This window comes from Pseudomonas sp. LBUM1663 (genome assembly GCF_059695905.1).
In genome coordinates, this window is record NZ_CP166792.1 from 65325 (window position 1) to 90555 (window position 25231).

General features: G+C 59.4%; 27 protein-coding genes. 13 read left to right on the plus strand and 14 right to left on the minus strand.

Annotated features, from left to right (window positions below):
* Positions 1-12: 12 nt before the first annotated feature.
* Positions 13-303 (plus strand): DUF2782 domain-containing protein, encoded by a 291-nt coding sequence (locus ACA075_RS00310; protein WP_076029142.1) that lies wholly within the window; start codon positions 13-15, stop codon positions 301-303.
* A gap of 58 nt (positions 304-361) precedes the next feature.
* Positions 362-1312: a homoserine kinase gene (locus tag ACA075_RS00315; RefSeq protein ID WP_497296822.1), complete on the plus strand. Its 951-nt coding sequence runs from the start codon at positions 362-364 to the stop codon at positions 1310-1312.
* 129 nt (positions 1313-1441) lie between these two features.
* Here ACA075_RS00315 and znuA read toward each other — a convergent pair whose 3' ends face one another.
* Complete coding sequence (gene znuA, locus ACA075_RS00320) at positions 1442-2362, minus strand: zinc ABC transporter substrate-binding protein ZnuA (protein WP_497296823.1); 921 nt, start codon at positions 2360-2362, stop codon at positions 1442-1444.
* 66 nt (positions 2363-2428) lie between these two features.
* On the opposite strand from znuA, the gene zur reads away from it, so the two are divergent.
* The 4 genes from zur to ACA075_RS00340 are packed head-to-tail and all read left to right on the plus strand — an operon-like array spanning position 2429 to position 5231.
* Complete coding sequence (gene zur, locus ACA075_RS00325) at positions 2429-2911, plus strand: zinc uptake transcriptional repressor Zur (protein ID WP_010465632.1); 483 nt, start codon at positions 2429-2431, stop codon at positions 2909-2911.
* Positions 2911-3696: a zinc ABC transporter ATP-binding protein ZnuC gene (gene znuC / locus ACA075_RS00330; protein WP_497296824.1), complete on the plus strand. Its 786-nt coding sequence runs from the start codon at positions 2911-2913 to the stop codon at positions 3694-3696. Before zur ends, znuC begins: the two co-directional genes overlap by 1 nt.
* Positions 3689-4477 (plus strand): zinc ABC transporter permease subunit ZnuB, encoded by a 789-nt coding sequence (gene znuB, locus ACA075_RS00335; protein WP_497296825.1) that lies wholly within the window; start codon positions 3689-3691, stop codon positions 4475-4477. The genes znuC and znuB overlap by 8 nt, the downstream gene beginning before the upstream one ends.
* Before the next feature lie 37 nt (positions 4478-4514).
* Positions 4515-5231: a PA5502 family lipoprotein gene (locus ACA075_RS00340; RefSeq protein ID WP_497296826.1), complete on the plus strand. Its 717-nt coding sequence runs from the start codon at positions 4515-4517 to the stop codon at positions 5229-5231.
* Between the two features lie 122 nt (positions 5232-5353).
* Here the strand turns inward: ACA075_RS00340 and katE are convergent, their stop codons facing one another.
* Positions 5354-7492 (minus strand): catalase HPII, encoded by a 2139-nt coding sequence (gene katE, locus ACA075_RS00345; protein ID WP_497296827.1) that lies wholly within the window; start codon positions 7490-7492, stop codon positions 5354-5356.
* A 260-nt stretch (positions 7493-7752) separates the two neighbouring features.
* Here katE and ACA075_RS00350 point away from each other — a divergent pair, with 260 nt between their 5' ends.
* From ACA075_RS00350 to ACA075_RS00360, 3 genes are all read left to right on the plus strand, one after another.
* The gene (locus ACA075_RS00350) at positions 7753-8760 is read left to right on the plus strand and encodes a methionine ABC transporter ATP-binding protein (RefSeq protein WP_497296828.1); all 1008 of its coding nucleotides are present in this window, start codon (positions 7753-7755) and stop codon (positions 8758-8760) included.
* Positions 8760-9434, plus strand: a complete 675-nt coding sequence (locus ACA075_RS00355) for a methionine ABC transporter permease (protein ID WP_497296830.1) — start codon at positions 8760-8762, stop codon at positions 9432-9434. Before ACA075_RS00350 ends, ACA075_RS00355 begins: the two co-directional genes overlap by 1 nt.
* A gap of 72 nt (positions 9435-9506) precedes the next feature.
* Entirely contained in the window at positions 9507-10277 is a 771-nt protein-coding gene (locus ACA075_RS00360; protein WP_497296831.1) for a MetQ/NlpA family ABC transporter substrate-binding protein, read from the plus strand.
* Positions 10278-10421: 144 nt separating this feature from the next.
* Here the strand turns inward: ACA075_RS00360 and ACA075_RS00365 are convergent, their stop codons facing one another.
* Genes ACA075_RS00365 through ACA075_RS00385 form a run of 5 tightly spaced genes read right to left on the minus strand, consistent with a single transcriptional unit; the run spans position 10422 to position 14330 of the window.
* Complete coding sequence (locus ACA075_RS00365) at positions 10422-11057, minus strand: SCO family protein (RefSeq protein WP_497296832.1); 636 nt, start codon at positions 11055-11057, stop codon at positions 10422-10424.
* On the minus strand, positions 11054-11953 hold the full coding sequence (gene cyoE, locus ACA075_RS00370; protein ID WP_461956479.1) for a heme o synthase: 900 nt from the start codon (positions 11951-11953) through the stop codon (positions 11054-11056). Before cyoE ends, ACA075_RS00365 begins: the two co-directional genes overlap by 4 nt.
* The gene (locus ACA075_RS00375; RefSeq protein WP_219094763.1) at positions 11941-13020 is read right to left on the minus strand and encodes a COX15/CtaA family protein; all 1080 of its coding nucleotides are present in this window, start codon (positions 13018-13020) and stop codon (positions 11941-11943) included. Before ACA075_RS00375 ends, cyoE begins: the two co-directional genes overlap by 13 nt.
* Positions 13021-13030: 10 nt before the next feature.
* A complete protein-coding gene (locus ACA075_RS00380; protein WP_497296833.1) occupies positions 13031-13624 on the minus strand; it encodes a PA_0111/PP_0108 family redox-active disulfide protein in 594 nt (197 codons plus the stop codon).
* Positions 13590-14330: an SURF1 family protein gene (locus ACA075_RS00385; RefSeq protein WP_497296834.1), complete on the minus strand. Its 741-nt coding sequence runs from the start codon at positions 14328-14330 to the stop codon at positions 13590-13592. The genes ACA075_RS00380 and ACA075_RS00385 overlap by 35 nt, the downstream gene beginning before the upstream one ends.
* 70 nt (positions 14331-14400) lie before the next feature.
* Here ACA075_RS00385 and ACA075_RS00390 point away from each other — a divergent pair, with 70 nt between their 5' ends.
* Complete coding sequence (locus ACA075_RS00390) at positions 14401-14604, plus strand: twin transmembrane helix small protein (RefSeq protein WP_094469789.1); 204 nt, start codon at positions 14401-14403, stop codon at positions 14602-14604.
* Positions 14605-14608: 4 nt separating this feature from the next.
* On the opposite strand, the gene ACA075_RS00395 is transcribed toward ACA075_RS00390, so the two are convergent.
* The 4 genes from ACA075_RS00395 to coxB form a co-directional block, all read right to left on the minus strand.
* Positions 14609-15496, minus strand: coding sequence for a cytochrome c oxidase subunit 3 (locus ACA075_RS00395; RefSeq protein ID WP_497296836.1), 888 nt, complete (start codon positions 15494-15496; stop codon positions 14609-14611).
* A 25-nt stretch (positions 15497-15521) separates the two neighbouring features.
* On the minus strand, positions 15522-16073 hold the full coding sequence (locus ACA075_RS00400; protein ID WP_497296837.1) for a cytochrome c oxidase assembly protein: 552 nt from the start codon (positions 16071-16073) through the stop codon (positions 15522-15524).
* A 165-nt stretch (positions 16074-16238) separates the two neighbouring features.
* A complete protein-coding gene (gene ctaD / locus ACA075_RS00405; RefSeq protein WP_123433299.1) occupies positions 16239-17825 on the minus strand; it encodes a cytochrome c oxidase subunit I in 1587 nt (528 codons plus the stop codon).
* Between the two features lie 82 nt (positions 17826-17907).
* Entirely contained in the window at positions 17908-19035 is a 1128-nt protein-coding gene (gene coxB, locus ACA075_RS00410) for a cytochrome c oxidase subunit II (protein ID WP_219094767.1), read from the minus strand.
* Between the two features lie 372 nt (positions 19036-19407).
* On the opposite strand from coxB, the gene ACA075_RS00415 reads away from it, so the two are divergent.
* On the plus strand, positions 19408-20058 hold the full coding sequence (locus tag ACA075_RS00415; RefSeq protein ID WP_497296838.1) for a hypothetical protein: 651 nt from the start codon (positions 19408-19410) through the stop codon (positions 20056-20058).
* 121 nt (positions 20059-20179) lie between these two features.
* On the opposite strand, the gene ACA075_RS00420 is transcribed toward ACA075_RS00415, so the two are convergent.
* The 3 genes from ACA075_RS00420 to ACA075_RS00430 form a co-directional block, all read right to left on the minus strand.
* Complete coding sequence (locus tag ACA075_RS00420; protein WP_497296839.1) at positions 20180-21706, minus strand: SulP family inorganic anion transporter; 1527 nt, start codon at positions 21704-21706, stop codon at positions 20180-20182.
* A gap of 84 nt (positions 21707-21790) precedes the next feature.
* Positions 21791-22522 carry a carbonic anhydrase gene (locus ACA075_RS00425; RefSeq protein WP_109627117.1) on the minus strand — a complete coding sequence of 244 codons (732 nt, stop codon included), beginning with the start codon at positions 22520-22522 and terminating at the stop codon, positions 21791-21793.
* A gap of 243 nt (positions 22523-22765) precedes the next feature.
* On the minus strand, positions 22766-23824 hold the full coding sequence (locus ACA075_RS00430; RefSeq protein ID WP_497296840.1) for a PA0069 family radical SAM protein: 1059 nt from the start codon (positions 23822-23824) through the stop codon (positions 22766-22768).
* A gap of 223 nt (positions 23825-24047) precedes the next feature.
* Between ACA075_RS00430 and ACA075_RS00435 the strand changes: the two genes are divergently transcribed.
* Entirely contained in the window at positions 24048-24353 is a 306-nt protein-coding gene (locus tag ACA075_RS00435; RefSeq protein WP_497296841.1) for a hypothetical protein, read from the plus strand.
* 230 nt (positions 24354-24583) lie between these two features.
* Positions 24584-25231: a phosphatase domain-containing protein gene (locus tag ACA075_RS00440; RefSeq protein ID WP_497296842.1), complete on the plus strand. Its 648-nt coding sequence runs from the start codon at positions 24584-24586 to the stop codon at positions 25229-25231.

Here is a 25231-nt window from a genome sequence, read left to right on the forward strand (position 1 = left end):
GACAAGGTTATCATGCGCACACTAAATCGCCTGTTGCTGGCTGGCTTGTTTGCAACCGTTCCCCTGGCCGTCATGGCGGCGGATGATGCGCCGACACCGGAGCCGGAAGTCACGATCCGCACGGAAGGGGATAAAACCATCCAGGAGTACCGACAAAACGGTTTCCTGTACGCGATCAAGGTCACTCCGAAGGGCGCACCGCCGTATTTCCTGGTGCGTGCGGATGGGACAGATGCAAACTTCATCCGCTCGGATCAGCCGGATATGCTGATTCCGTCGTGGAAAATTTTTGAGTGGAAGTAGTTTCTTAATTTCAATCGGCGCTGGCTCAATCAGCGGCGCCCGTACTGGCAGTTTAAACATGTCTGTGTTCACCCCGCTGGCTCGGCCCGAGCTGGAAACCTTTCTCGCCCCATACGGGCTCGGCCGCCTGCTTGATTTCCAGGGAATTGCCGCCGGTAGTGAAAACACCAATTTCTTCATCAGCCTGGAGCAGGGCGAATTTGTCCTGACCCTGGTCGAGCGCGGTCCGGTCCAGGAGATGCCGTTCTTCATCGAACTGCTCGATGTGCTGCACGAGGCTGATCTGCCGGTGCCTTACGCGCTGCGCACCACCGACGGCGTGGCCTTGCGCGAACTGGCCGGCAAGCCTGCGCTGTTGCAACCACGCCTGGCCGGCAAGCACATCAAGGAAGCCAACGCGCAGCATTGTGCTCAAGTCGGCGAGTTGCTGGGCCATCTGCACCTGGCGACCCAGGCCCACATGATCAAGCGCAAAACCGATCGTGGCCTGGACTGGATGCTGGAGGAGGGCACGCAGTTGCTGTCCCACCTGAATCCCGAGCAGAGTGATTTGCTGCAACGGGCGCTGGACGAAATCACTCAGCAGAAGACGAAAATTCTGGCGTTGCCACGGGCCAACATCCACGCGGATCTGTTCCGTGATAACGCGATGTTCGAAGGCACGCACCTGACCGGGTTGATTGATTTCTACAACGCCTGCTCGGGGCCGATGCTCTACGACGTGGCCATTGCCTTGAATGACTGGTGCTCGGATGACAACGGGCTGATCGACGGGCCGCGAGCACGGGCGTTGTTGGGTGCTTATGCGGCGTTGCGGCCATTCACGGCAGCCGAAGCCGAGTTGTGGCCAACCATGCTGCGCGTGGCGTGTGTGCGGTTCTGGTTGTCACGGTTGATTGCCGCGGAGTCGTTTGCCGGGCAGGACGTGTTGATTCACGATCCGATGGAGTTTCAGCAGCGGTTGGCGCAGCGGCAGAAGGTCAGTACGCCGCTACCGTTCGCCCTCTAAATTGTGGCGAGGGGGCTTGCCCCCGTTGGAGTGCGAAGCGCTCCTATGCGATCTATCTGACCTATCAATTTGGGGGCTGATTCGCAGCCCAACGGGGGCAAGCCCCCTCGCCACAGGGTTCTGTGTCGGTTACAACGACTCCAGACACCCCGCCAAATCATTTCCCAACTTCTCCAGCACCTGCTCATACCCCTGCGCAGTCGCCGGCGTGTACCCACCCAACGCATCCAGCTCCGCCAATTTCACCGGCAGGCCAGCCACCAGGGTTTCCGCCAGACGCGGACGCAGGGGCGGCTCACTGAACACACAGGTCTTGCCGACTTCCTGCAACCGCGTGCGCATCGCCGCGACGTGTTGGGCGCCCGGCTGGACTTCGGCGGCGACGCTGAATACGCCGGTGTGCTTGAGGCCGTAGGCGTCTTCAAAGTAGTCGAAGGCCTCGTGGAATACGAAGTACGGTTTGCCTGCGACGCCGGCCAGACGTGCTTTCAAGCGAAGATCCATTGCATCCAGGCGCTCATCGAACGCCTTGAGGTTGCTCTGATAACGCGTGGCGTTGGCCGGATCGGCTGCGCTCAAGTCAGCAGCCATTTTTGTGGCAATCACGCGAGCGTTTACCGGAGACAACCACAAATGCGCGTCCAGGCTACCTGGGCGATGATCGTGGTCATGCTCGTCGGCTTCTTCCGCGTGGGAGTGGTTGTCTTCGCCAAAGTGGCGCAGTTTCAGCCCCGGCAAATCCTGCACGGCGACGCTCGGCAGCGTTCGACCGTTCAGCACGCGAGGCAGGAAACCTTCCATGTCCGGACCGATCCAGTAAACCAGGTCCACCGATTGCACCTTCCGTACGTCGGAAGGGCGCAAGGCATAGTTATGCGGTGAAGCGCCCGGTGGCAGCAGCACTTCCGGGATCGCCACGCCGTCCTGCACCGCAGCGGCAATCAGCTGTAGCGGCTTGATGCTGGTGAGGACTTTGACGTCGGCTTGAGCTGAGCCAATGATGAGAAAACTTGCAGCAAATGTGACAAAGATAGAAAAAAGTCGGGACACGATGACCACTCGAAGAGGCGAGAACGGGTAACATAATAACGTCTCTCACAAAACTCGTCGCCGCTCATGCCTAAAACACCGATTGCCAGCCGTCCCCACGACCACTCTCATTGCGTGCATAGCGCACTGACTGAGGCCGATGCCTTGTGCGCACGTCAAGGCTTGCGCCTGACCGCCCTGCGTCGGCGGGTGCTGGAGCTGGTGTGGCAAAGCCACAAGCCGTTGGGTGCCTACGACATTCTCGCGGTACTCAGCGAGCAGGACGGCCGTCGCGCCGCGCCGCCAACCGTATACCGTGCGCTGGATTTCCTGCTGGAAAACGGTCTCGTCCACCGCATCTCCTCGCTGAACGCCTTCGTCGGCTGCAATCACCCGGAGCATGCCCACCAGGGTCAATTCCTGATCTGCCGCGAATGCCACGCCGCCATTGAGCTCGAACAGAAATCCATCAGCGACGCGATCATCAGCAGCGCCAAGGATGTCGGTTTCGTCGTCGAAGGCCAGACTGTTGAAGTGGTCGGTCTCTGCTCGGGTTGCCAGGGGGCTTGATGAGCAATGCGCTGATCCGCCTCGAGCAGGTTGCTGTCACCTTTGCCGGGCAAATCGTGCTGGATAACATCGAGCTGAGCGTTGAGCCGGGGCAGATCGTCACCCTGATCGGCCCGAACGGCGCGGGCAAAACCACGCTGGTGCGCGCCGTGCTCGGTCTGTTGAAGCCGGACAGCGGCAGCGTCTGGCGCAAGCCGAAACTGCGGGTCGGTTACATGCCGCAAAAACTTCACGTCGATCCGACGCTGCCGTTGTCGGTACTGCGCTTTTTGCGTCTGGTGCCGGGCGTAGACCGCGCCAGGGCCTTGGCGGCACTCAAGGAAGTCGGCGCCGAGCAGGTGATCGACAGCCCGGTGCAAAGTGTTTCTGGTGGTGAAATGCAGCGCGTGCTGCTGGCTCGAGCCCTGCTGCGCGAGCCGGAACTGCTGGTGCTCGACGAACCGGTGCAGGGCGTCGATGTGGCCGGTCAGGCCGAGCTATACAGCCTGATCACTCGGCTGCGCGACCGTCACGGCTGCGGCGTGTTGATGGTCTCCCACGATTTGCACTTGGTCATGAGCACCACCGACCAGGTGGTCTGCCTGAATCGTCATGTCTGCTGCTCCGGGCACCCGGAACAGGTCAGCGGTGATCCGGCTTTCGTCGAGCTGTTCGGCAAGAACGCACAAAGCCTGGCGATTTATCACCACCACCACGACCACGCCCATGACCTGCATGGTTCGGTGGTCAGCGCGGCCCCGACGGCCCAACCCCATGTCCATGGAGATAGCTGCAAGCATGGCTGATTTTCTGCTTTACGCCCTGCTTGCAGGTCTGGCTTTGGCGCTGGTCGCAGGACCGCTGGGTTCGTTTGTGGTCTGGCGGCGCATGGCCTATTTCGGCGACACCCTGTCCCACGCGGCCTTGCTCGGCGTAGCGTTGGGCTTTCTGCTGGATGTCAGCCCTACCGTTGCCGTCACCGTCGGCTGCTTGCTGTTGGCGGTGCTGCTGGTGACGTTGCAACAGCGTCAGCCGCTGGCGTCTGACACGCTTTTGGGAATTCTCGCACCGAGCACGCTCTCTCTGGGCCTGGTCGTACTAAGCTTCATGCACGAAGTGCGGATCGATCTGATGGCGTATCTGTTCGGCGACTTGCTGGCGATCAGCCCGACCGACCTGGCCTGGATACTCGGTGGCAGCGCCGTCGTCCTGGCTTTGCTGGTGACGTTGTGGCGGCCATTGCTGGCGATCACGGTGCACGAAGAACTGGCCCGGGTGGAAGGTTTGCCCGTGCCGGCGCTGCGCCTGACCCTGATGTTGCTTATCGCGGTGGTGATCGCGGTGGCGATGAAAATCGTCGGTGTGTTGCTGATTACTTCGCTGTTGATCATCCCGGCGGCTGCGGCACAACGTCACGCCCGCTCGCCGGAGCAGATGGCACTGGGCGCGAGCCTGTTGGGCATGCTCGCGGTCTGTGGCGGGCTGGCGCTGTCGTGGTTCAAGGACACCCCGGCGGGCCCGTCGATTGTTGTGACGGCCGCCGCACTGTTTCTGCTGAGTTTTGTCCTGCCCCGTCGAGGGGTGTAGACTTGCTCGTTTTTTGCGCAAATAGAGAGTCGCAGGAATGAAGCTGTCAGCCTCCCGTTATCTGCTCCTTGTCGCATTTTCGCTGCTACTGGGCGCCTGCCAAAGCACGCCATCGGCCACCACTGTGGCGACCGATGCACGGGCCACGGCCATCGCGCAGCTGGAACAAAACCTGGCCAGCAGCGAGCTGGCCACCGCCGAAGATCAACTGGCGACCTTGCAGGCCCAGTCGCCCGACGATCCATCCCTTGTGCAATATCAGCGGCAATTGGCCGAAGCCTATTTGCGCCGCAGCCAGATCGTGCTGCAAAAGGGCGATGTGAATGCGGCCGCTACGGCGCTGGCTCGGGCTCGTGCGTTGATGCCAAAGGCTCCGGCGCTGACGGGTGGGGTCAACAACGCCATCGTCAATGCCCGTAAAGCTGAGCTGGACAGGGCCGAAGCGGCGCTGCTGGCTGCTGAGGCCAAGCCGCAGGCGAAAGTGATTGATCCGACCGCCGAAAGCACCACGGTTGCGTTGAACCTCACCGATATGACCAAACTTCGCCGCCAACTGGATGCGATCGCCGCTGATGTGGTGAATTATCAATGTGACGTGAGCATTCAGGCGCCGCGCACCCAGGATTATCCTTGGCTGGCCACCTTGCTGACCAAACGAGTGAAGAAGCTGGATTCGAATTTTGATATGAATCTGCAGAAGCAGATCTTGCGCAACGTTCCGGCACAGATCGTCTTGAGTCCGCGTAAACCTTAAAAAGCTTCGCGGGCAAGCCTCGCTCCTACAAGAATCGTGTCGTTCGCTTGTGTTACGAACGACGAAATTCTTGTAGGAGTGAGGCTTGCCCGCGAAGGCGTCCTCTCTACCTACACCAATCCTTAAGCCGGAATCGCCTTGGCCTTAGGCTCCCGATCCCAAACCCGATGCTGCCCGATCGCCGCAAAGAACGGTTTGATCAACTGGGCATCCGCCCCCACGACCAGCCCCGCATCCACCTCAAGCTTCAACACATCCAGCAATTGCTTCGCCTCGCCATGCAGCGCAATCGCCTTCAAGTGCTTGTACGCTTCCAACAGGTAATGCAGCGCCACGCCATCGCCGCTCAACGCCTTGATCGACGCCGCGCCACCGGGCACGAACACCGCATCGAACGCCACTGACGGCAAGCCTTCCATCGAAGCATCCACCGGCAGTGTCTTGCCATCGGCGGTGGTCACAGGCGCAGAGGTCGGGCCGAGCAATTTGGCGTGCGCACCTTCGGCCTTCAGCGCCTTCTTCATTGCATCAATCGCAGCACCATCGACACCGTTGGCCGCCAGAATCGCCACTTTCCGGGTTTTGATATCCGCTGGCAGCAGGTTGGCCTGGCTCAAGGCCGGTGAGCGATCCAGCGAAGTTTTACGCACGTCGACGGTGCCAGCCTTCGGCGCCGGCAGGCCGAGGTTCTGTGCCACGCGCTTGGCCAGTTCCAGGTCGATATTGGCCAGGATCTCATTCACCTGACGCGCACGGATGAACTCACGCTCAACCTTGCCCAGCTCAAAGCTGTACGCCGAGATGATGTGTTCCTGCTCGTGCTTGCTCATGCTGTGGAAAAATAGCCGCGCCTGGGAGAAATGGTCGCTGAACGACTCGCTGCGCTGGCGAATCTTGTTGGCGTCGATGCGCTCAGGATAGGTCTCGAATCCACCGTCCTGCGCGGCAGGCGGCGTTTCTTTCGGCCAACCGCCATCGATGGAATTCGGCTCGTAGGACGCGCGCCCCTTGTCGATGGTGGTGCGATGCAGCGCATCCCGTTGGCCGTTATGGAACGGTGCCACCGGGCGGTTAATCGGTATCTCGTGAAAGTTCGGTCCACCGAGTCGGCTGATCTGCGTATCGGTGTACGAAAACAGCCGCCCCTGCAGCAGAGGATCGTTGGAGAAGTCGATGCCCGGCACGATATGGCCGGGGCAGAACGCAACCTGCTCGGTTTCGGCGAAGAAGTTGTCCGGGTTGCGGTTGAGCACCATTTTGCCCAATGGGGTAATGGGCACCAGTTCTTCCGGGATCAGTTTGGTCGGGTCGAGGATATCGAAGTCGAATTTATGTTCGTTTTCTTCCTCGATGATCTGCACGCCCAATTCCCATTCCGGGTAGTCGCCCATCTCGATCGACTCCCACAGATCGCGACGGTGATAGTCGGTGTCTTTACCGGCCAGCTTCTGCGCTTCATCCCACACCAGTGAGCAAGTACCAGCGGTAGGGCGCCAATGGAATTTGACGAAGCGTGATTTTCCTTCGGCGTTGATCAAGCGAAACGTGTGCACGCCAAAACCTTGCATGCTGCGCAGGCTTTTCGGGATCGCCCGGTCGGACATGGCCCAGATCACCATATGCGCTGATTCCGGTACCAGAGAAACGAAGTCCCAGAACGTGTCGTGAGCCGAGCCGCCGGTAGGGATTTCGTTGTGTGGCTCCGGTTTCACCGCGTGCACGAAGTCAGGAAACTTGATGGCATCCTGAATGAAAAACACCGGCATGTTATTGCCCACCAAGTCGAAGTTGCCTTCGTCGGTGAAGAACTTCACGGCGAAACCTCGCACGTCCCGCACGGTATCGCCAGACCCGCGAGGCCCCTGCACTGTGGAAAAGCGCACGAAGACCGGGGTTTTCTTGCCGGGATCCTGTAGGAAACCGGCCTTGGTCAGTACGGAATGGTTTTCATAGGTCTGGAAAAAACCATGAGCGCCAGTGCCCCGTGCATGGACGATGCGCTCCGGGATCCGCTCATGGTCAAAATGCGTGATTTTTTCACGCATGATGAAGTCTTCCAGCAACGATGGTCCGCGGGCGCCGACCTTCAAGGTGTTCTGATTGTCCGAAACCTTCACGCCCTGATTGGTGCGCAGGGCTTGTTCGGTGGCGTCGGAGCGGAATTTTTCCAGGCTCTCGAGCTTGGCATTGGTGTTGCCGCGGTCCAGGGTGTTGGTCCCGGCCAGGGCGCTTTTAGGTGCGGCAGGCTTCTTGGTACTCATCAGTCTTAAACTCCTCGTTGCGATCTCGTCCTAGCCGGACTTGTGAGCAATGTTCCAGGCACGGCACCTGGCGGTTCGAGTTGCCTAATTAATGACTGACGAGGTTTTCAGCCGTTCCTTTTTTCTAACCTTTGATCGCGTTATTGCCAAATGGAAGGTTGTATGCGGAATAAATGCTAATAACCTCTATACGGACAGGCTAAAATGCGCGCCCGGCTAACCGCTGACCCTTTTCCAACGCGCCCCACAAGGTTCGCTACGTGATCGAGTTTCAAAACGTCCACAAAACCTACCGCGTCGCCGGTAAGGATATCCCCGCCCTGCACTCGACCAGTCTGACGATTGAGAACGGTCAGGTCTTCGGCCTGATCGGTCACTCCGGCGCGGGAAAAAGTACCCTGCTGCGTCTGATCAATCGCCTGGAAGAATCCAGCGGCGGCAAGATCTTCGTCGACGGCGAAGAAGTCACCGCGCTCGACGCCAACAGCCTGCGCCGCTTCCGCCAGCAGGTCGGGATGATTTTCCAGCACTTCAACCTGCTGGCGTCCAAGACCGTGGCCGACAACGTCGCGCTGCCGCTGACCCTGGCCGGTGAACTGTCGCGCAGCGAGATTGACCAGCGTGTCGCCGAGTTGCTGGCGCGGGTTGGCTTGTCCGACCACGCCAAAAAGTATCCGGCGCAGCTGTCCGGCGGCCAGAAGCAGCGCGTTGGCATCGCCCGCGCCCTGGCGACCAAGCCGAAAATCCTGCTGTGCGACGAAGCCACCAGCGCTCTGGACCCGCAGACCACTGCGTCGGTCCTGCAATTGCTGGCCGAGATCAATCGCGAGTTGAAACTGACCATCGTCCTGATTACCCACGAGATGGACGTTATCCGCCGGGTCTGCGACCAGGTCGCAGTCATGGACGCAGGTGTGATCGTCGAGCAAGGTTCGGTCGCCCAGGTGTTCCTGCATCCGAAGCACCCGACCACCAAGCGTTTCGTGCAAGAAGACGATCAGATCGATGAAAGCGAACAGCGTGACGACTTCGCTCACGTGCCTGGCCGCATCGTGCGTCTGACCTTCCAGGGCGAAGCGACCTACGCGCCATTGCTGGGGACCGTCGCTCGGGAAACCGGTGTGGACTACAGCATCCTGGCCGGTCGTATCGACCGCATCAAAGACGTCCCTTACGGGCAATTGACCCTGGCTGTTACCGGTGGCGACATGGAGGCGGCGTTCGCCCACTTCACCGCCGCTGACGTCCACATGGAGGTCCTGCGCTGATGGAAGTCCTGACAAGTTTCTTCGTCAATATCGACTGGTTCGAAATCTGGCTGGCCACCGGCGATACCCTGCTGATGCTCTTCGGTTCGTTATTGTTCACCGTGTTGCTCGGCCTGCCGCTGGGCGTGCTGTTGTTCCTGTGCAGCCCGCGTCAGTTACTGGAATCCAGAGCGCTCTACGCCGTGCTGTCACTGGTGGTGAACATCCTGCGTTCGCTGCCGTTCATCATTTTGCTGATCGTGATGATCCCGTTCACCGTGCTGATCACCGGCACCTCGCTCGGCGTCGCCGGTGCGATCCCGCCGCTGGTGGTGGGCGCCACGCCGTTCTTCGGGCGACTGGTGGAAACCGCTCTGCGTGAGGTGGATCGCGGCATCATCGAAGCCACCCAGGCCATGGGGGCGACTACCCGGCAGATCATCATCAACGCCTTACTGCCAGAAGCCCGCCCGGGCATTTACGCGGCGATTACGGTGACGGCTATTACACTGGTGTCCTACACGGCGATGGCCGGGGTGGTCGGCGCCGGTGGGTTGGGCGACCTGGCGATCCGTTTCGGCTATCAGCGTTTCCAGACTGATGTGATGATCGTCACCGTGGTGCTGTTGCTGGTGCTGGTGCAGGTTCTGCAAATGGTTGGTGACAAGCTGGTCGTCCATTTCTCACGTAAATAAGATTGAGCCGGCCATTCGCTGGCAGGTGTCAAACGGGCGCCGCAAGCGGGTGCCCCACAAGGAGTTAGCTGAATGAAAAAACTATTCGTCGCGTTCGCTGCCGTTGCAGCGTTTTCCGCTCACGCGGACACCCTGACCGTCGCAGCCACGCCGGTTCCGCATGCGGAAATCCTCGAATTCGTCAAACCGGCCCTGGCCAAAGAAGGCGTGGACCTGAAGGTCAAAGTGTTCACCGACTACATTCAGCCGAACGTGCAGGTTGCCGAAAAACGCCTGGACGCCAACTTCTTCCAGCACCAGCCGTACCTCGATGAGTTCAACAAGGCCAAGGGCACTGACCTGGTCGCCGTTGCTGGCGTACACCTGGAACCGCTGGGCGCTTACTCCAGCAAGTACAAGGCACTGACCGAACTGCCAGGCGGCGCCAATGTGGTGATCCCGAACGACGCCACCAACGGCGGTCGTGCACTGTTGCTGCTGGCCAAGGCCGGCCTGATCAAGTTGAAGGATTCGAACAATATCCTGTCGACGGTCAAGGACATCACCGAGAACACCAAGGACCTGAAATTTCGTGAGCTGGAAGCCGCGACCATCCCGCGCGTGCTGACCCAGGTCGATCTGGCGCTGATCAACACCAACTACGCGCTGGAAGCCAAGCTCGATCCGTCCAAGGATGCGCTGGTCATCGAAGGCAACGACTCGCCTTACGTGAACATCCTCGTAGCCCGCCCGGACGACAAGGACAGCGAAGACATGAAGAAACTGGTTGCGGCGCTGCACAGCCCGGAAGTGAAAGCCTTCATCCTCGAGAAGTACAAAGGCGCGGTATTGCCGGCGTTCTGATTTAACGCTTTAACAAAAATGGGGCGCATTGAATGCGCCCCATTTTTTATGCCTGAAATACTGTTTCTGTAGGAGCCGGCTTGCTGGCGATGGCGATCTCACGGACGCCATCGCCAGCAAGCCGGCTCCTACAAGGTTCGAGTGTTATTTGCGGTTCAGCATCACCGGCAACTGTGCCACCAACTTGGCGTTATTCAGCGGTGCGCGAATGAACCCACGCTGTGTCCCGTCCGGCCCGATCACCGCGAGGTTGCCGCTGTGATCAACCGTGTAGTTCGGCTTGCTGGTGTCTGCCGGAATAAACGGAATGCTCACCGCATTGGCCAGTTTCTGAATGTCTTCCACCGACGAAGCCGTCAGGCCTGTGAACTGCGGATCGAAGTAGCCCAGGTATTGCTTGAGCTGCTTGGGTGTGTCGCGGTTCGGGTCGACGCTGACCAGGATGATCTGCAACTTCGCCACAGCCTCGGGCGGCAGTTCGCTTTTGATCTGGCGCAGCTGGGCGAGGGTGGTGGGGCAGATGTCCGGGCAGAAGGTGTAGCCGAAGAACAGCAGTGACCATTTGTCTTTCAGCTCGTTGACCATCACCGGCTTGCCGTCCTGATCGGTCATCGTCACGTTTGGCAGGTTGCGGCTTTGCGGCAGCAAAATGATCCCGGCGTCGATCAACGCCGTCGGATCGCCCTGGCCTTTGCCGGACAGCACTTTGTTGATGGTCAGGCCCAGAACCAGCGCGATCAGGGCGACGAGGATAAAGACGGTTTTCTGAGTTCGAGTCATAGGTTCAACAGTAAGTAGTGGTCTACGAGCAGCGCGATAAACAGCAGGAACAAGTAGTAGATAGAGTACTTGAACGTGTTGATCGCCGCGTGCGGCCGAGTGCCACGGTACAGCACCACGGCCCATTGCAGAAACCTTGCGCCCAGTCCCAGGGCGCAAATCAGGTAGAGCATGCCGCTCATGTGGATCACGTAGGGCATCAGGCTGACGGCCAGCAGCGCGAAGGTATAAAGCAGGATGTGGACCTTGGTGTAATGCTCGCCATGGGTCACCGGCAACATCGGGATGTCGGCCTTGGCGTATTCCTCTTTGCGGTGAATGGCCAGGGCCCAGAAGTGCGGTGGGGTCCAGGCGAAGATGATCAGCACCAGCAGCAAGGGTTCGGCGCTGATATGACCGGTGGCAGCGGTCCAGCCGAGCAACGGCGGGGCGGCACCGGCCAGGCCACCGATGACGATGTTCTGCGGCGTCGCGCGCTTCAGGAAACCGGTGTAGACCACCGCATAACCGAGCAAGGACGCGAGGGTCAGCCAAGCGGTCAGCGCATTGGTGAAGGCCAGCAGCACGGCTTGCCCAAGCACCGCCAACACCAATGCAAACGTCAGCGCCGCCGCCGGTGACACCCGACCTTCAGCCAAGGGACGTTTGTGGGTGCGCGCCATCACCGCATCGATACGCCGGTCCACCACATGATTCACCGCCGCCGCACCCCCGGCACACAACGCGATCCCCAGATTGCCGAACACCAGCACCGTCCACGGCACCCCGGCGCGGGTCGCGAGGAACATGCCGACCAGCGAGGTGATGAGCATCAGCACCACCACTTTTGGCTTGGTCAGCTCCAGGTAGTCACGCCAGATCGCCTGACTGTGACGTTCGCCGATCAGAGTCGCCATGGCATCTCTCCTTTTATTGTTATGGGCCCGGCTGAGTGTTTGCGCGGGCTGAACCGCCAGCGCGCAGGGGATTGCTGTTTGACCCGAACCAGGCTGGTTCGCGCGTGATAATTGACCAGCACCATCGTCAGTAGGAGCGCTGCGCCCCCGGCGTTGTGCGCGACGGCGACGGGCAGCGGCAAGTGGAACAAGACGTTGCTGATGCCGAGGGTGATCTGGGCTGCAAGGGCGATCAGCACCAGTCCGGCCAAGCGCGTCATGCCAACCACTTTCAGTTGCCAGGCCAGCCCCAGCAGCACGAGCGTCACCAGCAACGCGCCGATGCGGTGAGTCAGATGAATCGCTGTGCGGGCATCACTGTCCAGTTGCCCGCCCAGGTAATTGGGGCCGATGTGTTGGGTCAGGTGAAAACCGTTGGCGAAATCAGCCGGTGGCAGCCATTGCCCATGACAGGTCGGGAAGTCGATGCAAGCCACGGCCGCATAGTTGGAACTGACCCAGCCCCCAAGGGCGATTTGCAGGATCACCAGCAGCAACCCTGCCGTCGCCCAGTGCTGCAAACGCCGTGGCACGGTCAGCGCCGGCAGTACGCCGGACAGGCGCAAGGTCAGCAAAAACAGCAGGCTCAAGGTCGCAAAACCGCCAAGCAAATGCCCGGTCACCACTTGCGGCCAGAGTTTGAGCGTCACCGTCCACATGCCGAACGCCGCTTGGGCGATGACAACCGCCAGCAGAAACAGCGGCAACTTCACCGGTTGCCCCGGATGACGACGATGCACCCAGGCGCGACCGGCCAGCACTGAAATCAACAACCCGAGGGTGCCGGCGAAATAGCGGTGGACCATCTCGTTCCAGCCTTTGTGGGCTTCGACGGGCGCATCGGGAAAATGCAATTCGGCATGGGCCAGTTGGGCTTCGCTTTTCGGCACGCTGATAAAGCCGTAGCAACCCGGCCAGTCCGGGCAGCCGAGGCCGGCGTGGGTCAGGCGGGTGTAGGCGCCGAGCAACACCACAATCAGTGCCAGCAAGGTGGCAAACAGCGCGAGGCGAAATCCAGGTTTGGCCATGACGATGCCCTTATCCGATGTTCGACAGTTTCAGCAAATGACGCAGGTCATTGAGCAGGTCCTTACCCTTCACCGTCGGGTCGTAACGCAGCACCAGATTGCCGTGCGGGTCGATGATCCACAGTTGTGGTGCGGTTTTGTCTCCCGCTGTTTTGGTGAAAGTGGTCAGGTCCATTGGGTAACGTTGCAGTTGCGGGTATTCGCGGGTCAGCTTGGCGTCGTAATCGGCCGTCAGCGGTTGCGCGGCGGCCAAGGCGTGGCTGGCGCGTGACGCATCGCGGCCAAGGCCGATCTGAATCTGCCGCGCCAGGTACACCAGCTGCTGGCAGTCCACCGAGCACTCCTTGGGCGCGGTGACCAGTATTTGCCAACGCTCCTCCTGCGCTTGCACGCCAAGGTCGGTGCGGGTCTGGCCGTTGCCGATCAGCTCGCCGTGATAACTGCGGCCCTCCGGCACCCAGAACTGCAACTTGTACATGCCGGTGGCGAGGATCATCGGACCGATCACCCCCAGCAGGATCAGCAATAACTGCAACCTGCCCTTGCGCCGACTCGCCGGCGTTTTCGCCTCAGACATGCTGGGTGGATTCATGGCCGCTCCCATGGTGTTTCTCCTTTGCGTTGTGCCAGCCGAGATAGAGATAAAGGCCGAACAGGGCGATCGACATGGCGAACCACTGCACGGCATAAGCGATATGTTTTTCCGGCCCCATGGCCACCACCGGCCAATCGGCCTGGTAGGACGCGGGGCCGGCTTCTGCGCGTAATTCGTAGGCAAAACCTTCACGGTCGAGCGCCGTCCACAGCTTGGCCGGTTCGACGGCCGTGATCAGTTGTGGCCAGGTGGTGGTGCTTGGGTCGGCGTGCAATTGGAAAGTGGCGCCGGGGGAGACGTAGACCCAGGCATCCAGGCTCAGGGTCTGAGTCGGAGTAGTGAACTGCGGCGGGGTGCGCCGGTCCGGCCACGGCAGCCAGCCGCGATTGACCAGCAACCAGAGCCCGGTCGCCTGGTCCTGAAACGGTTGCAGCAGTTCGACGCCGACCTTGCCGTCGCGCTGGCGGTTATCCAGCAGCAGGCTGTGTGCGGCATCGAACTGGCCATGAATTCGAACTTGGCGAAAGGCTGGATCCGCGGTGTGTTGCAGCTCGGTGCTGGCCATCGGATCGGCTGCACGACGCTCGGTGTAACTGTGCAGCAGCGCGCTTTTCTCCGCGCCCCGGCTTAATTGCCAGAACCCAAGTGACACCAGCATGGGCAGCAAAAGCGCGACCACCAGGGTCGGCACGATGCCCGGCCGGAAGCGCTTCATGGCGTCGCCAGAAAGTCGCTGGTTGCGATAGCTATACTCAAGTGCATCGCCTTTCCCCCGGAGTCCCGCCATGCTCAAAGCAGCCATCGTCCTGATGCTGATTGCCACGGTTGTCAGCCTGTTCAGCGGCCTGTTTTTTCTGGTCAAGGACGACAGCAGCTCGAACCGCCTCGTCATTGCCTTGAGTGTTCGTGTTGCCCTGGCCGCCATCACCGTCGGCTTGATTGCCTGGGGTTTTTTCAGTGGCCAGTTGGTTTCTACTGCGCCTTGGTAAAGCCTCAGAGCACGTAGACGAAAACGAAGAGACCTATCCACACCACGTCCACGAAGTGCCAATACCAACTCGCCGCTTCAAACCCGAACTGGTGCTCGTTATCGAAGTGCCCGCGCATGATCCGCATCAGCATCACAAACAGAATGATGGTGCCGATGGTCACGTGGGCGCCGTGGAAGCCGGTGAGCATGAAGAACGTCGCGCCGTAGATGCCCGAGCCGAGTGTCAGGCCCAGTTCGTGATAGGCGTGCATGTACTCTTCGGCCTGAAAACCGAGGAACGCGCAGCCCAGCAGTACGGTGATCGCCAGCCAGATTTTCAGCGCACCGCGATGGCCCTTTTTCAAGGCGTGGTGGGCGATGGTCACGGTGACGCTGGAACTCACCAGCAGCACGGTATTGAGCAGTGGGAGGCCCCAGGGACTGATGACTTCCTTGGGCGGCGGAAACAGTTTTGAGTCCGGGTTATTCAACAATGGCCAAGTGAACTGGAAGTTCGGCCACAACATGTGGGCGATACCTTTGGCCCCTTCACCGCCGAGCGCCGGACCGGAGACGTGACGCACATAAAACAGTGCGCCGAAGAAGGCGATGAAGAACATCACCTCCGAAAAGATGAACCAGCTCATGCCCCAGCGGAACGAGCGATCCATCTGTGCGCTGTACAACCCTTGGCGACTTTCCTTGATCACGGTTCCGAACCAGCCGAAGAGCATGTAGGCCAGCAGGAGGCCGCCAACGAAAAAGATCAATGGGCCGTGGGATTCCGGCCGTGCGGCTTTCAGATCGTTGAACCAAGTGGCCAGGCCGAACACGGTGATGAGCATGCCGAACGTGGCGATGATCGGCCATTTGCTCTGGGCTGGTACGTAATAGTGTTCATGAGTTGCCATTTATTGTTCTCCTTATCGGGCACGCTCAGCCGCCAGTGTTTACAGCGACCGGTGGATGTCGGGCGGTGATATCGAACAGCGTGTAGGACAGCGTCAGGTGCTTCACTTCCTTGGGCATGTCGCGGTCAACGATGAAACGTACCGGCATCTCGATCCGCTCACCGGGCTGCAGCACTTGCTGGGTAAAGCAGAAACATTCGGTCTTGTGGAAGTACGCCGCTGCATTGCTCGGCGCGATGCTCGGCACTGCCTGGGCGCTCATCGGTTTGTCGGTCGGGTTGTGCGCGATAAAAATCATCTCGTTCACGGCCCCCGGGTTGGCCGTCAGTTCGTCACTTTTGGGATAGAAATCCCAGGACATGTCTGCGGAATTGGTCGACAGGAACTGCACGCGCACCTGGCGCGAAGTGTCGACCGTCTGCTCGCCTTCGTACTGGCCGGCGGTCTTGCCATTGATGCCGAACGCCTTGCACATCACGTCGTAGATCGGCACCAGGGCAAACCCGAAGACAAACATCGCCACCACCACCATCAGCAGGCGGGTGACCAGCTTCTTCATCGAAATCGAATCAGCCATGGTTTCCAGCCTCTACGCATAACCCGATAGGAGTGGGCCTTTGTGGCGAGGGAGCTTGCTCCCGCTGGGTCGCGAAGCGGCCCCAAAAATTTTGCGTCTGCTTCGCAGCCGAACGGGAGCAAGCTCCCTCGCCACACAAGCCCGCTCCCACAGGAGTTCGTGTGTTCATTTCACTTCCGGCGGTGTGGTGAAGGTGTGATACGGCGCCGGTGACGGAATGCTCCACTCCAGGCCCTCCGCGCCATCCCACGGTTTGGCTGGTGCTGGCGGGCCGCCGCGGATGGTCTTGATCACGATGAACAGGAAGAAGATCTGCGTGGCGCCGAACATGAACGCGCCGATCGACGAGACCATGTTGAAGTCGGCGAATTGCAGGTTGTAGTCTGGAATCCGCCGCGGCATGCCCGCCAACCCTACGAAGTGCATCGGGAAGAACGCCATGTTCATGCCGATGAACGAGAGCCAGAAATGCAGCTTGCCGAGGGTTTCGTCGTACATGTGGCCGGTCCATTTCGGCATCCAGTAATAGGCCGAGGCGAAGATCCCGAAGATCGCCCCCGGCACCAGCACGTAGTGGAAGTGCGCGACTACGAAGTAGGTGTCCTGGTATTGGAAGTCGGCCGGAGCGATGGCCAGCATCAGCCCAGAGAACCCGCCGATGGAGAACAGGATCACGAACGCCACCGCAAACAGCATCGGCGTCTCGAAGGTCAGCGAGCCTTGCCACATAGTGCTGGCCCAGTTGAACACTTTCACCCCGGTCGGCACCGCGATCAGCAGTGTGGCGTACATGAAGAACAACTCGCCCACCAGCGGAATGCCGACCACGAACATGTGGTGCGCCCAGACGATGAACGACAGGAACGCGATGCTCGCCGTGGCGTAGACCATCGAGGTGTAGCCGAACAATGGCTTGCGCGAGAAGGTCGGGATGATCGAGCTGACGGCACCGAAGGCCGGCAGGATCATGATGTACACCTCGGGGTGACCGAAGAACCAGAACACGTGCTGGAACAGTACCGGGTCACCGCCACCGGCGGCACTGAAGAAGCTGGTGCCGAAGTGGATGTCCATCAGCATCATCGTCACGCACCCGGCCAGCACCGGCATCACCGCGATCAGCAGGAACGCGGTGATCAGCCAGGTCCAGACGAACAGCGGCATTTTCATCAACGTCATGCCGGGGGCGCGCAGGTTGAGGATGGTCGCGATCACGTTGATCGCACCCATGATCGAGCTGATCCCCATCAAGTGGATGGCGAAGATGAAGAAGGTCACGCTTTCCGGTGCATAGGTCGTCGACAGCGGGGCGTAGAAGGTCCAGCCGAAGTTCGGTCCGCCACCGGGGGTGAACAGGGTCGACACCAGCAGGATGAACGCCGCCGGCAACAGCCAGAAGCTGAAGTTGTTCATCCGTGGCAGGGCCATGTCGGGCGCGCCGATCATCAACGGGATCATCCAGTTGGCGAGGCCGACGAACGCTGGCATTACCGCACCGAACACCATCACCAGACCGTGCATAGTGGTCATCTGGTTGAAGAACGCCGGTTCGACGATTTGCAGCCCCGGCTGGAACAGCTCGGCGCGAATCACCATCGCGAACGAGCCGCCCAACAGGAACATGGAAAACGCAAACCACAGGTACAGCGTGCCGATGTCCTTGTGGTTCGTGGTCAGCACCCAACGCATCAGGCCTTTGGCGGGACCGTGGGCGTGATCGGCATGACCATGGTCATCGATGACGGCGCTCATGGCGTGTCTCCTGCAAACAGATGGGCTGGGCAGGCCGGGGCGCGCTGCCCCGACCGGTTCCTTGGTTGCGCAATAGACTGGGTCATTTGCTTTCCGCCTGTTTCAGCTCCAGCACTTCTTTAGGAGTGACCATGTCGCCTTTGTTGTTGCCCCAGGCGTTACGTTCGTAGGTCACAACCGCCGCGATATCGACTTCCGAGAGCTGCTTGCCGAACGCCGCCATGGCGGTGCCGGGCTTGCCGTGGAAGACAATGCTCAGGTGACCTTCTTTCGGTCCGGTGGCGATTTTCGAGCCTTTGAGCGCCGGGAACATCGGCGGCAAGCCCTGGCCTTCGGCCTGGTGACAGGCGACGCAGGTGGTGTGATAAACCTTGTCGCCGCGCTCCTTGAGCTCGTCGAGGGTCCATTCCTTGCTGGTCAGTTCTTTAAGCTGCAGGGCTTCGGCCTTGCGCTCGGCCAGCCATTTTTCGTAATCGGCCTTTTCCTTGACCTCGACCACGATCGGCATGAAGCCATGGTCCTTGCCGCACAATTCGGCGCACTGGCCACGGTAGATGCCGGGTTTGTCGACGCGAGTCCAGGCTTCGTTGACGAACCCCGGAATCGCATCGCGCTTAACCGCAAAGGCTGGCACCCACCAGGAGTGGATAACGTCTGCCGACGTCACGAGGAAGCGCACCTTGGCGCCAATCGGCAGCACTAAAGGCTTGTCGACCTCGAGCAGGTAATGCTCGCCCTTGGTTTCCTTGTTGTGGATCTGCTCGGCGGGGGTCGTCAGGTTGCTGAAGAACTCGACGTCCTGGCCCAGGTATTTGTAATGCCACTTCCACTGATAGCCGGTGACCTGGATATCGATATCCGGCTCACTGGCGTCGTACATCTTGATCAGGGTTGCCGTCGCAGGAACCGCCATGGCCACCAGGATCAGGAAGGGCACGATGGTCCAGAGGATTTCGACGGTGGTGCTTTCATGAAATTTTGCGGCCACCTGCCCGGTGGAGCGGCGGTGGACCATCATCGACCAGAACATGGCGCCGAAGACGATGATGCCGATCACTACACAGATCCAGAAAATGGTCATGTGCAGGTCAAATACTGCGTGACTGATTTCAGTCGCTCCCGGCGCCATATTCACAGTCCAGGCGGCTTGCGCCTGGCTGAAAATCGACCACAACAGGAGGCCCATCCAGACGTGTGGATGTCGCATCATTGCGGGTTCCCCTTATCGTTCTTGTTATCCCGCCGGCTTTCACCTGCGGCAAGGGAGCGGCTTTTTCAGACTACGAAACTTGAATCGCCGAGCCTTGCTGCGTGTGCAGTCGGGCGTCATCAGCTAACTCCATTCCCACCCGAGTATAGACAGCGACTGCTACCTCGCAACGTGATGGCGTAAATGATCTGAAACAGGTGGGACTTGCGTTCAAGGGCACGAATGGAGAAGGATGCAGACGAGTGGTGGCAAATCGATATAACGGAGGCGTCTCAAGGATGAAACAATTATGACAAATGCGTCTTAGCATTTTTCATAAGCCAGCTAAGTTATGTCTTCCCTATTTCATTGCCTTTGTTTCCTGGAGTTTTCATGAACACCGCCGCATTGCGCGAGCAGATCCAAAAAGCCCAACAACACGAGGCCGAAACCGGCCTGCTGACTCGTCAGCTTGAAACTCAATTGCCACACCTTCACTCCGCCATCCAATTGCCGGATGTCGACGCCAACGGCGTGATGACGCGTTTTGTGGCCGCGTATATAGAGCAAGTGCCGGACCTGCTGGACGCAGCCAATGAAGTCGCCAGGGAAGCGGGTATCGAATCACAGATCACGCCGGTGCTGAACATCGCCGAGCAGTTCTTCCTCCAGCCACCGGCAATCATGGCCGGTCATGTCGGCCTGGACAGCCTGCTGGACGAAGCTTATCTGGCGCATCGGTTGGTAGAAGAGGTCAATGACCTGTACATCAAGCATTTTGGCCAGCCACTGATCCCTTTGGACATGACGGTCGCCAACCTGATTGCCCACCAACTGATCGGCGAGGACTTCGCCAATCAACTGGATGAGGCGGTGCATCACGCCGTGGACGAGATGCTTGATGAAGACAGTTTCGCGCTGGAGTCCGTGGAGGCCTACCGCGAAAAACTCAACAGCCCGGACACCGGCGCTGCATGGAAGCGCTGGCCATGCCTGTCGCGCCAGTTGGGCGTAGGGCTGGAGCTGGATCAGCCAGCTGCCTGATTCTTTAGAATCAACACCATCCCCTGTGGGAGCGAGCCTGCTCGCGAAAGCGGTGCATCAGTCGACATTATTGCTGAATGACACACCGCAATCGCGAGCAGGCTCGCTCCCACACTGTTTTCTACGCGGCTGAACCAACTCCGGTAGTGGTCCGCAACCGCCCTTCAAGCCTGCGCTTCAACCCCCGCGCTTCAATAATCAGCTTCGACCCCTTGGCCGCATTGGCCCGGCCCCATTCCTCAAGCAATTCCAGACACGAATGATCGATGTAGCTCAAGTTGTTGAGCGGCACATGCACCGTCGCACCTGGGGGAATCGTTCCCAGCACCTGAGTCAACGCTGGCACCTTGAGAAAGGTTGCGGCCCCTGTCAGTCGTAACTCCATCTCACCGTCGGCCGGCAGGTCGATCAGGCTGATTTTCAACCGCGAGGCTTTCCAGGCCAGTTTGGCCAAGGTCAACCCGAAGCCGATCAGCACGCCGGTCAGCAGGTCCGTGAAGATGATTGCCAGCGCCGTCGCCGCGTAAGTGAACATCGGCATCCGGCCATATCGGCCCAGGCCGCGAAACGCCTTGAGGTCGACCAGTTTGAAACCGGTATACACCAGCACGCCCGCCAGGCTCGCCACCGGAATGCTTTGCAGCACGCTGGACAGCAGCAAGACGAAAGCCAGCAACCACAGACCGTGGAAGATCGCCGACATTCGCGTAGTGGCGCCGGCCTGGACATTGGCCGAACTGCGCACGATCACACCGGTCATGGGCAGCGCGCCAAGCAGACCGCAGAGCATGTTGCCGACGCCCTGTGCCGACAATTCCCGATCGAAATCGGAGCGCTGGCCGCTGTGCATGCGGTCCACTGCCGCTGCGGAGAGCAGGGTCTCGGCGCTGGCGATAAACGCCACGGCAAATGCCGCGATCAGTAAGGTCGGGTCAGCCAGATTGAGCAAGTCGGCAGGCTTCAGCCAGTCGATGGCTTCTGCCAGGTTGGCCGGGACTTCCACGCGTTTGACCTGCAAGGCGAGCATGAGGCTGGCGACCGTCGCCAGACCTACGCCAAGCAGCGCGCCGGGAATGAAACGCAGGGAGTGGGGACGGAACTTCTCCCACAGCCACATCACCGCAATCGTCGACAGCCCAAGCAAACCGGCTTGCCAGCCAAGGGAGGGCAAGGCCTGGAGGACGGCCGCCGGGAAGGCTGCAAGGTTATCCAGCCCCGAAGGCTTGGGCACGGCGTCGAGCATCACATGCACTTGCGACAACACGATCAGCACGCCAATCCCGGCAAGCATGCCGTACACCACCGCAGGCGCCGTGACCCGAAACCAGCAACCCAGCTTGAAGCGTCCGGCCATCAGTTGCAGAAAACCCGCCAACAGCAGGATGGGGCCGAGCATGGCAATGCCATGCTGGCGCACCAGTTCGAACACCAGAACCGCCAGACCCGCCGCCGGGCCACTGACTTGCAGCGGTGAGCCGGCAAGCCAACCGACGACCAGTCCGCCGATGATCCCGGTGATCAAACCTTTAGCGGGCGGCAAACCCGAAGCGATCGCGATGCCCATGCACAAGGGCAGGGCGACGAGAAACACAACCACGGATGCCAGCAGCTCCCGCGGCAGAACAGCTTTCAATTGCGCAGCACGCATGATGATTCTCCCGAAGTTTTCTTCAGGCATGGCAAAGCCAGGCTGCTCGATCAGCAGCCTCGGCTAAACCACACCTGGGAGGATTTAGAAGCGCGCTTTGGGCGTCGCCACGGGAATCGGATGGCTGCCATCAAGCGGCAGGAAACACCCTTTGTCCGCGTCGTAAGCTCGGATTTCGCTGGTTTCGATGTTGTAGATCCAGCCATGGATAAACAGCTGACCATTGGCCATACGCGAGGCGACCGAAGGGTGCGTGCGCAAATGCTGAAGCTGGGCGATCACGTTCTCTTCGGTGAGGACGTGCATGCTTTCGCTTTCGTCAGCGCAGTGGCAGTTTTCCTGGACCATGGTTTTCGCCACTTCCGCATGACGCAGCCAGGCTTTGACCGTGGGCATTTTTTCCAGGCTTTGCGGGTTGAGCACAGCGCGCATCGCGCCACAGTCGGAGTGCCCGCAAATGATGATGTGCTGTACGCCGAGGGCCAGGACCGCGTATTCGATGGCCGTGGAAACACCGCCGTTCATCTGCCCATAAGGCGGCACAACGTTGCCGACGTTACGGGTCACGAACAGGTCGCCGGGGGCGCTTTGGGTGATCAGTTCAGGAACGATGCGCGAATCGGCGCAGGCGATGAACATCGCTCGGGGGCTCTGGGCCGTGGCGAGTTTTTTGAAGAGTTCTTCCTGCTGGGGAAAAACCTCGTGATGAAAATGCAAAAAGCCGTCAACGATATGCTTCAGCGCTGCATCGGCGGTTTCCGCCTCGGGTTGGGCTGAAGCCGACGCAGCCAACGGCTGTTTATCCTTGTCACTCATGATTCATCCTCTTTGGCGGAGTCAGGGGATTTTCCCGTTTTGTCCGGTGTGAAGCCAGTGGCTGTTTAAAAAACATCCAGGCCGAAGATCTCGACCTGTCAGTCACTCGATGAACAAGGTATCTGCCGAAACTTAACTCAAACTGAATCAAGCGCTCTAGAACGTGTGTTCCAGGTCACTAAAAACGTGACCAGCGTAATGGCCAAGTGATTTTCCTACTACTCAACCATAGGCCAATTGTCCTCAAATCAACGACATCTGGCGACCCGGCGGACAGAAGGCGTCGCAGTCCAGGTCGAATCCTTCCCGACGATCGAGCCCCAGGCGCTTGATGGTTTTGGCAAAGCGTTGCGCCAACAGATCGGCAAACGGCCCTTCACCGCGCATCCGGGCGCCAAACCGACTGTCGTAAAGCTCCCCGCCGCGGCTTTGACGAATCAGGCTCAACACATGCGCGGCACGCTGCGGATAGTGGGCGGCCAGCCATTCTTCGAACAGCGGCGCTACTTCCAGCGGCAGGCGCAACATCATGTAAGCGGCGCTCTGGGCGCCGGCAGCATGGGCCTCGGTGAGCAGTCTTTCGAGTTCGCTGTCGTTGATCATCGGAATCATCGGCGAACACAGCACGCCCACCGGAATTCCCGCTTCACGCATCACGCGGATCGCCCGCAACCGGGCCTTGGGTGCAGCGGCGCGCGGTTCGAGGATGCGTTTGAGTTCATCATCGAGGGTGGTGAGGCTGATCATTACCGCCACCAGCCGTTGCTCGGCGAGTTCGGCCAGCAGGTCCAGATCCCGAAGAATCAGCGAGCCCTTGGTAATGATGGTCACCGGATGCCGGTAACACAGCAGCACTTCAAGCGTCTTGCGGGTGATTTTGTGTTCGCGTTCGATCGGCTGGTAAGGATCGGTGTTGGAGCCCAGATTGATCGGCGCGCATTGATAGCCGCGTTTGGACAGCTGTTCTTCCAGCACATCGGCGGCGTTGGTCTTGGCGATCAGTTTGGTTTCGAAATCCAGCCCCGGTGACATGTCCCAGTAGGCGTGGCTGGGACGCGCGTAGCAGTAGATGCAACCGTGCTCGCAGCCACGATAGGGATTGATCGAGCGATCAAAAGGCAAATCCGGGGAATTGTTGCGGGTGATGATGGTTTTCGCCGTTTCGATGCGCACTTCCGTGCCCTGCGTGATGGGCACTTCCTGATACCAGCCGTCATCCTCGGCCACCGAGCGATTCGGCGCGAAGCGGTTGTGCGGGTTGGTTGCGGTGCCGCGGCCGCGAGGTGGCAGAGGGGTCGCCATCGACATCATCCTTAAGCTGTATGTTCATACAGTATATGGCCGCGGCCGAATAGGCCAGTGCCGTTCAGCGCCTGAAAAGGTGTTAAGTCGCGACGGGTTGTTTATTACTAATGAGCTTCTTGTAATGATGAGAAACAGATAGAAAGTAGCTTGGTTATAATCAATCGGTATTATGCGCATCACACGAAGTTAACGTGTTATCACTATTAAAAGGATTTAATTAATGTCGAATTACAATCAGCGCGGTGTCTTTCTACAACGGTTGGCCCCGTCTGTCGTTAGTCCGAAAGAAGTTCGGGTTTCCATGCAGTTTGCTTTGAAAGAAGAAGGTTACGACCCGGAACATCGTGCGCCTACGTACTCCCTGCTGGACTCCAGCACCCACGAAGCCGTTTCGAATGACGGTGGTTTAACTTTCTCCATGCGTCAAAACCCGGCGGACGTGAACGGTGACAGGACTGTCGATGCCCAGGACAAGGCCGTTCTGATTACTCTGGCGACAGCGTATTCAAAAATCGTTAATCCTTGATTGTTATTGAGCGCATGAAACTTTTAAGTATTCATGCGCATGCATCTTGAGTAAGTAATTAAAGCGGTATGGAAATTTAGTACCGCTTTTTTTGTTAAGCGCCAGCCATACGAAAGCAGGTTTAAATCCTTCAATTCACGGTTCTTTGACAGAAGTCTCACGGGCCTTTGACTGCTCAGGGCTGAAGCTATGTGGCACCTAACCACTTTTCCCCACACGGTCGTCCGAGCATGCCCCGATTGCGCTTCTTAACTGCAACATGCCTGTTGTCGCTGGCCGCACTTTTCAACCTGACGATGGCCTTCGCTGACGACAGCGCATCGCCCCGCCCGGCGGAATGGGCTCAGCCGGTCGAGGTGCAATACAACCTCTATCAAATGTCCCCGACGCTTTACCGTAGCGCCTTGCCCGACAGTGGAGCCGTACCGTTGTTGAAGAAACTCAACGTCGCGACCGTGATTACTTTTCTGCCCGAGTCGGATTCAAGCTGGTTGACCGCGCCGGACATTACTCAGGTGCAACTGCCCTATCGCACCAATCACGTGGATGACGCCCAGGTGCTCAAAGCCCTGCGTGCCATCCAGACCGCCGAATCCCATGGCCCGGTGCTCATGCATTGCAAACACGGTTCGGACCGCACCGGCCTGATGGCGGCGATGTATCGGGTGGTGGTGCAAGGCTGGAGCAAGGAAGACGCCCTGAACGAAATGACCCAGGGCGGCTTTGGTGACAGCACCCATTTCAAGGACGGTGTGCGTTACATGATGCAGGCCGATGCCGACAAGCTTCGGACCGCGCTCGCCAACGGCGATTGCAGCACCAGCCCGTTTGCGGCCTGCTCGATGAAGAATTGGTTCAAATCCGCCCACGTCGAATAA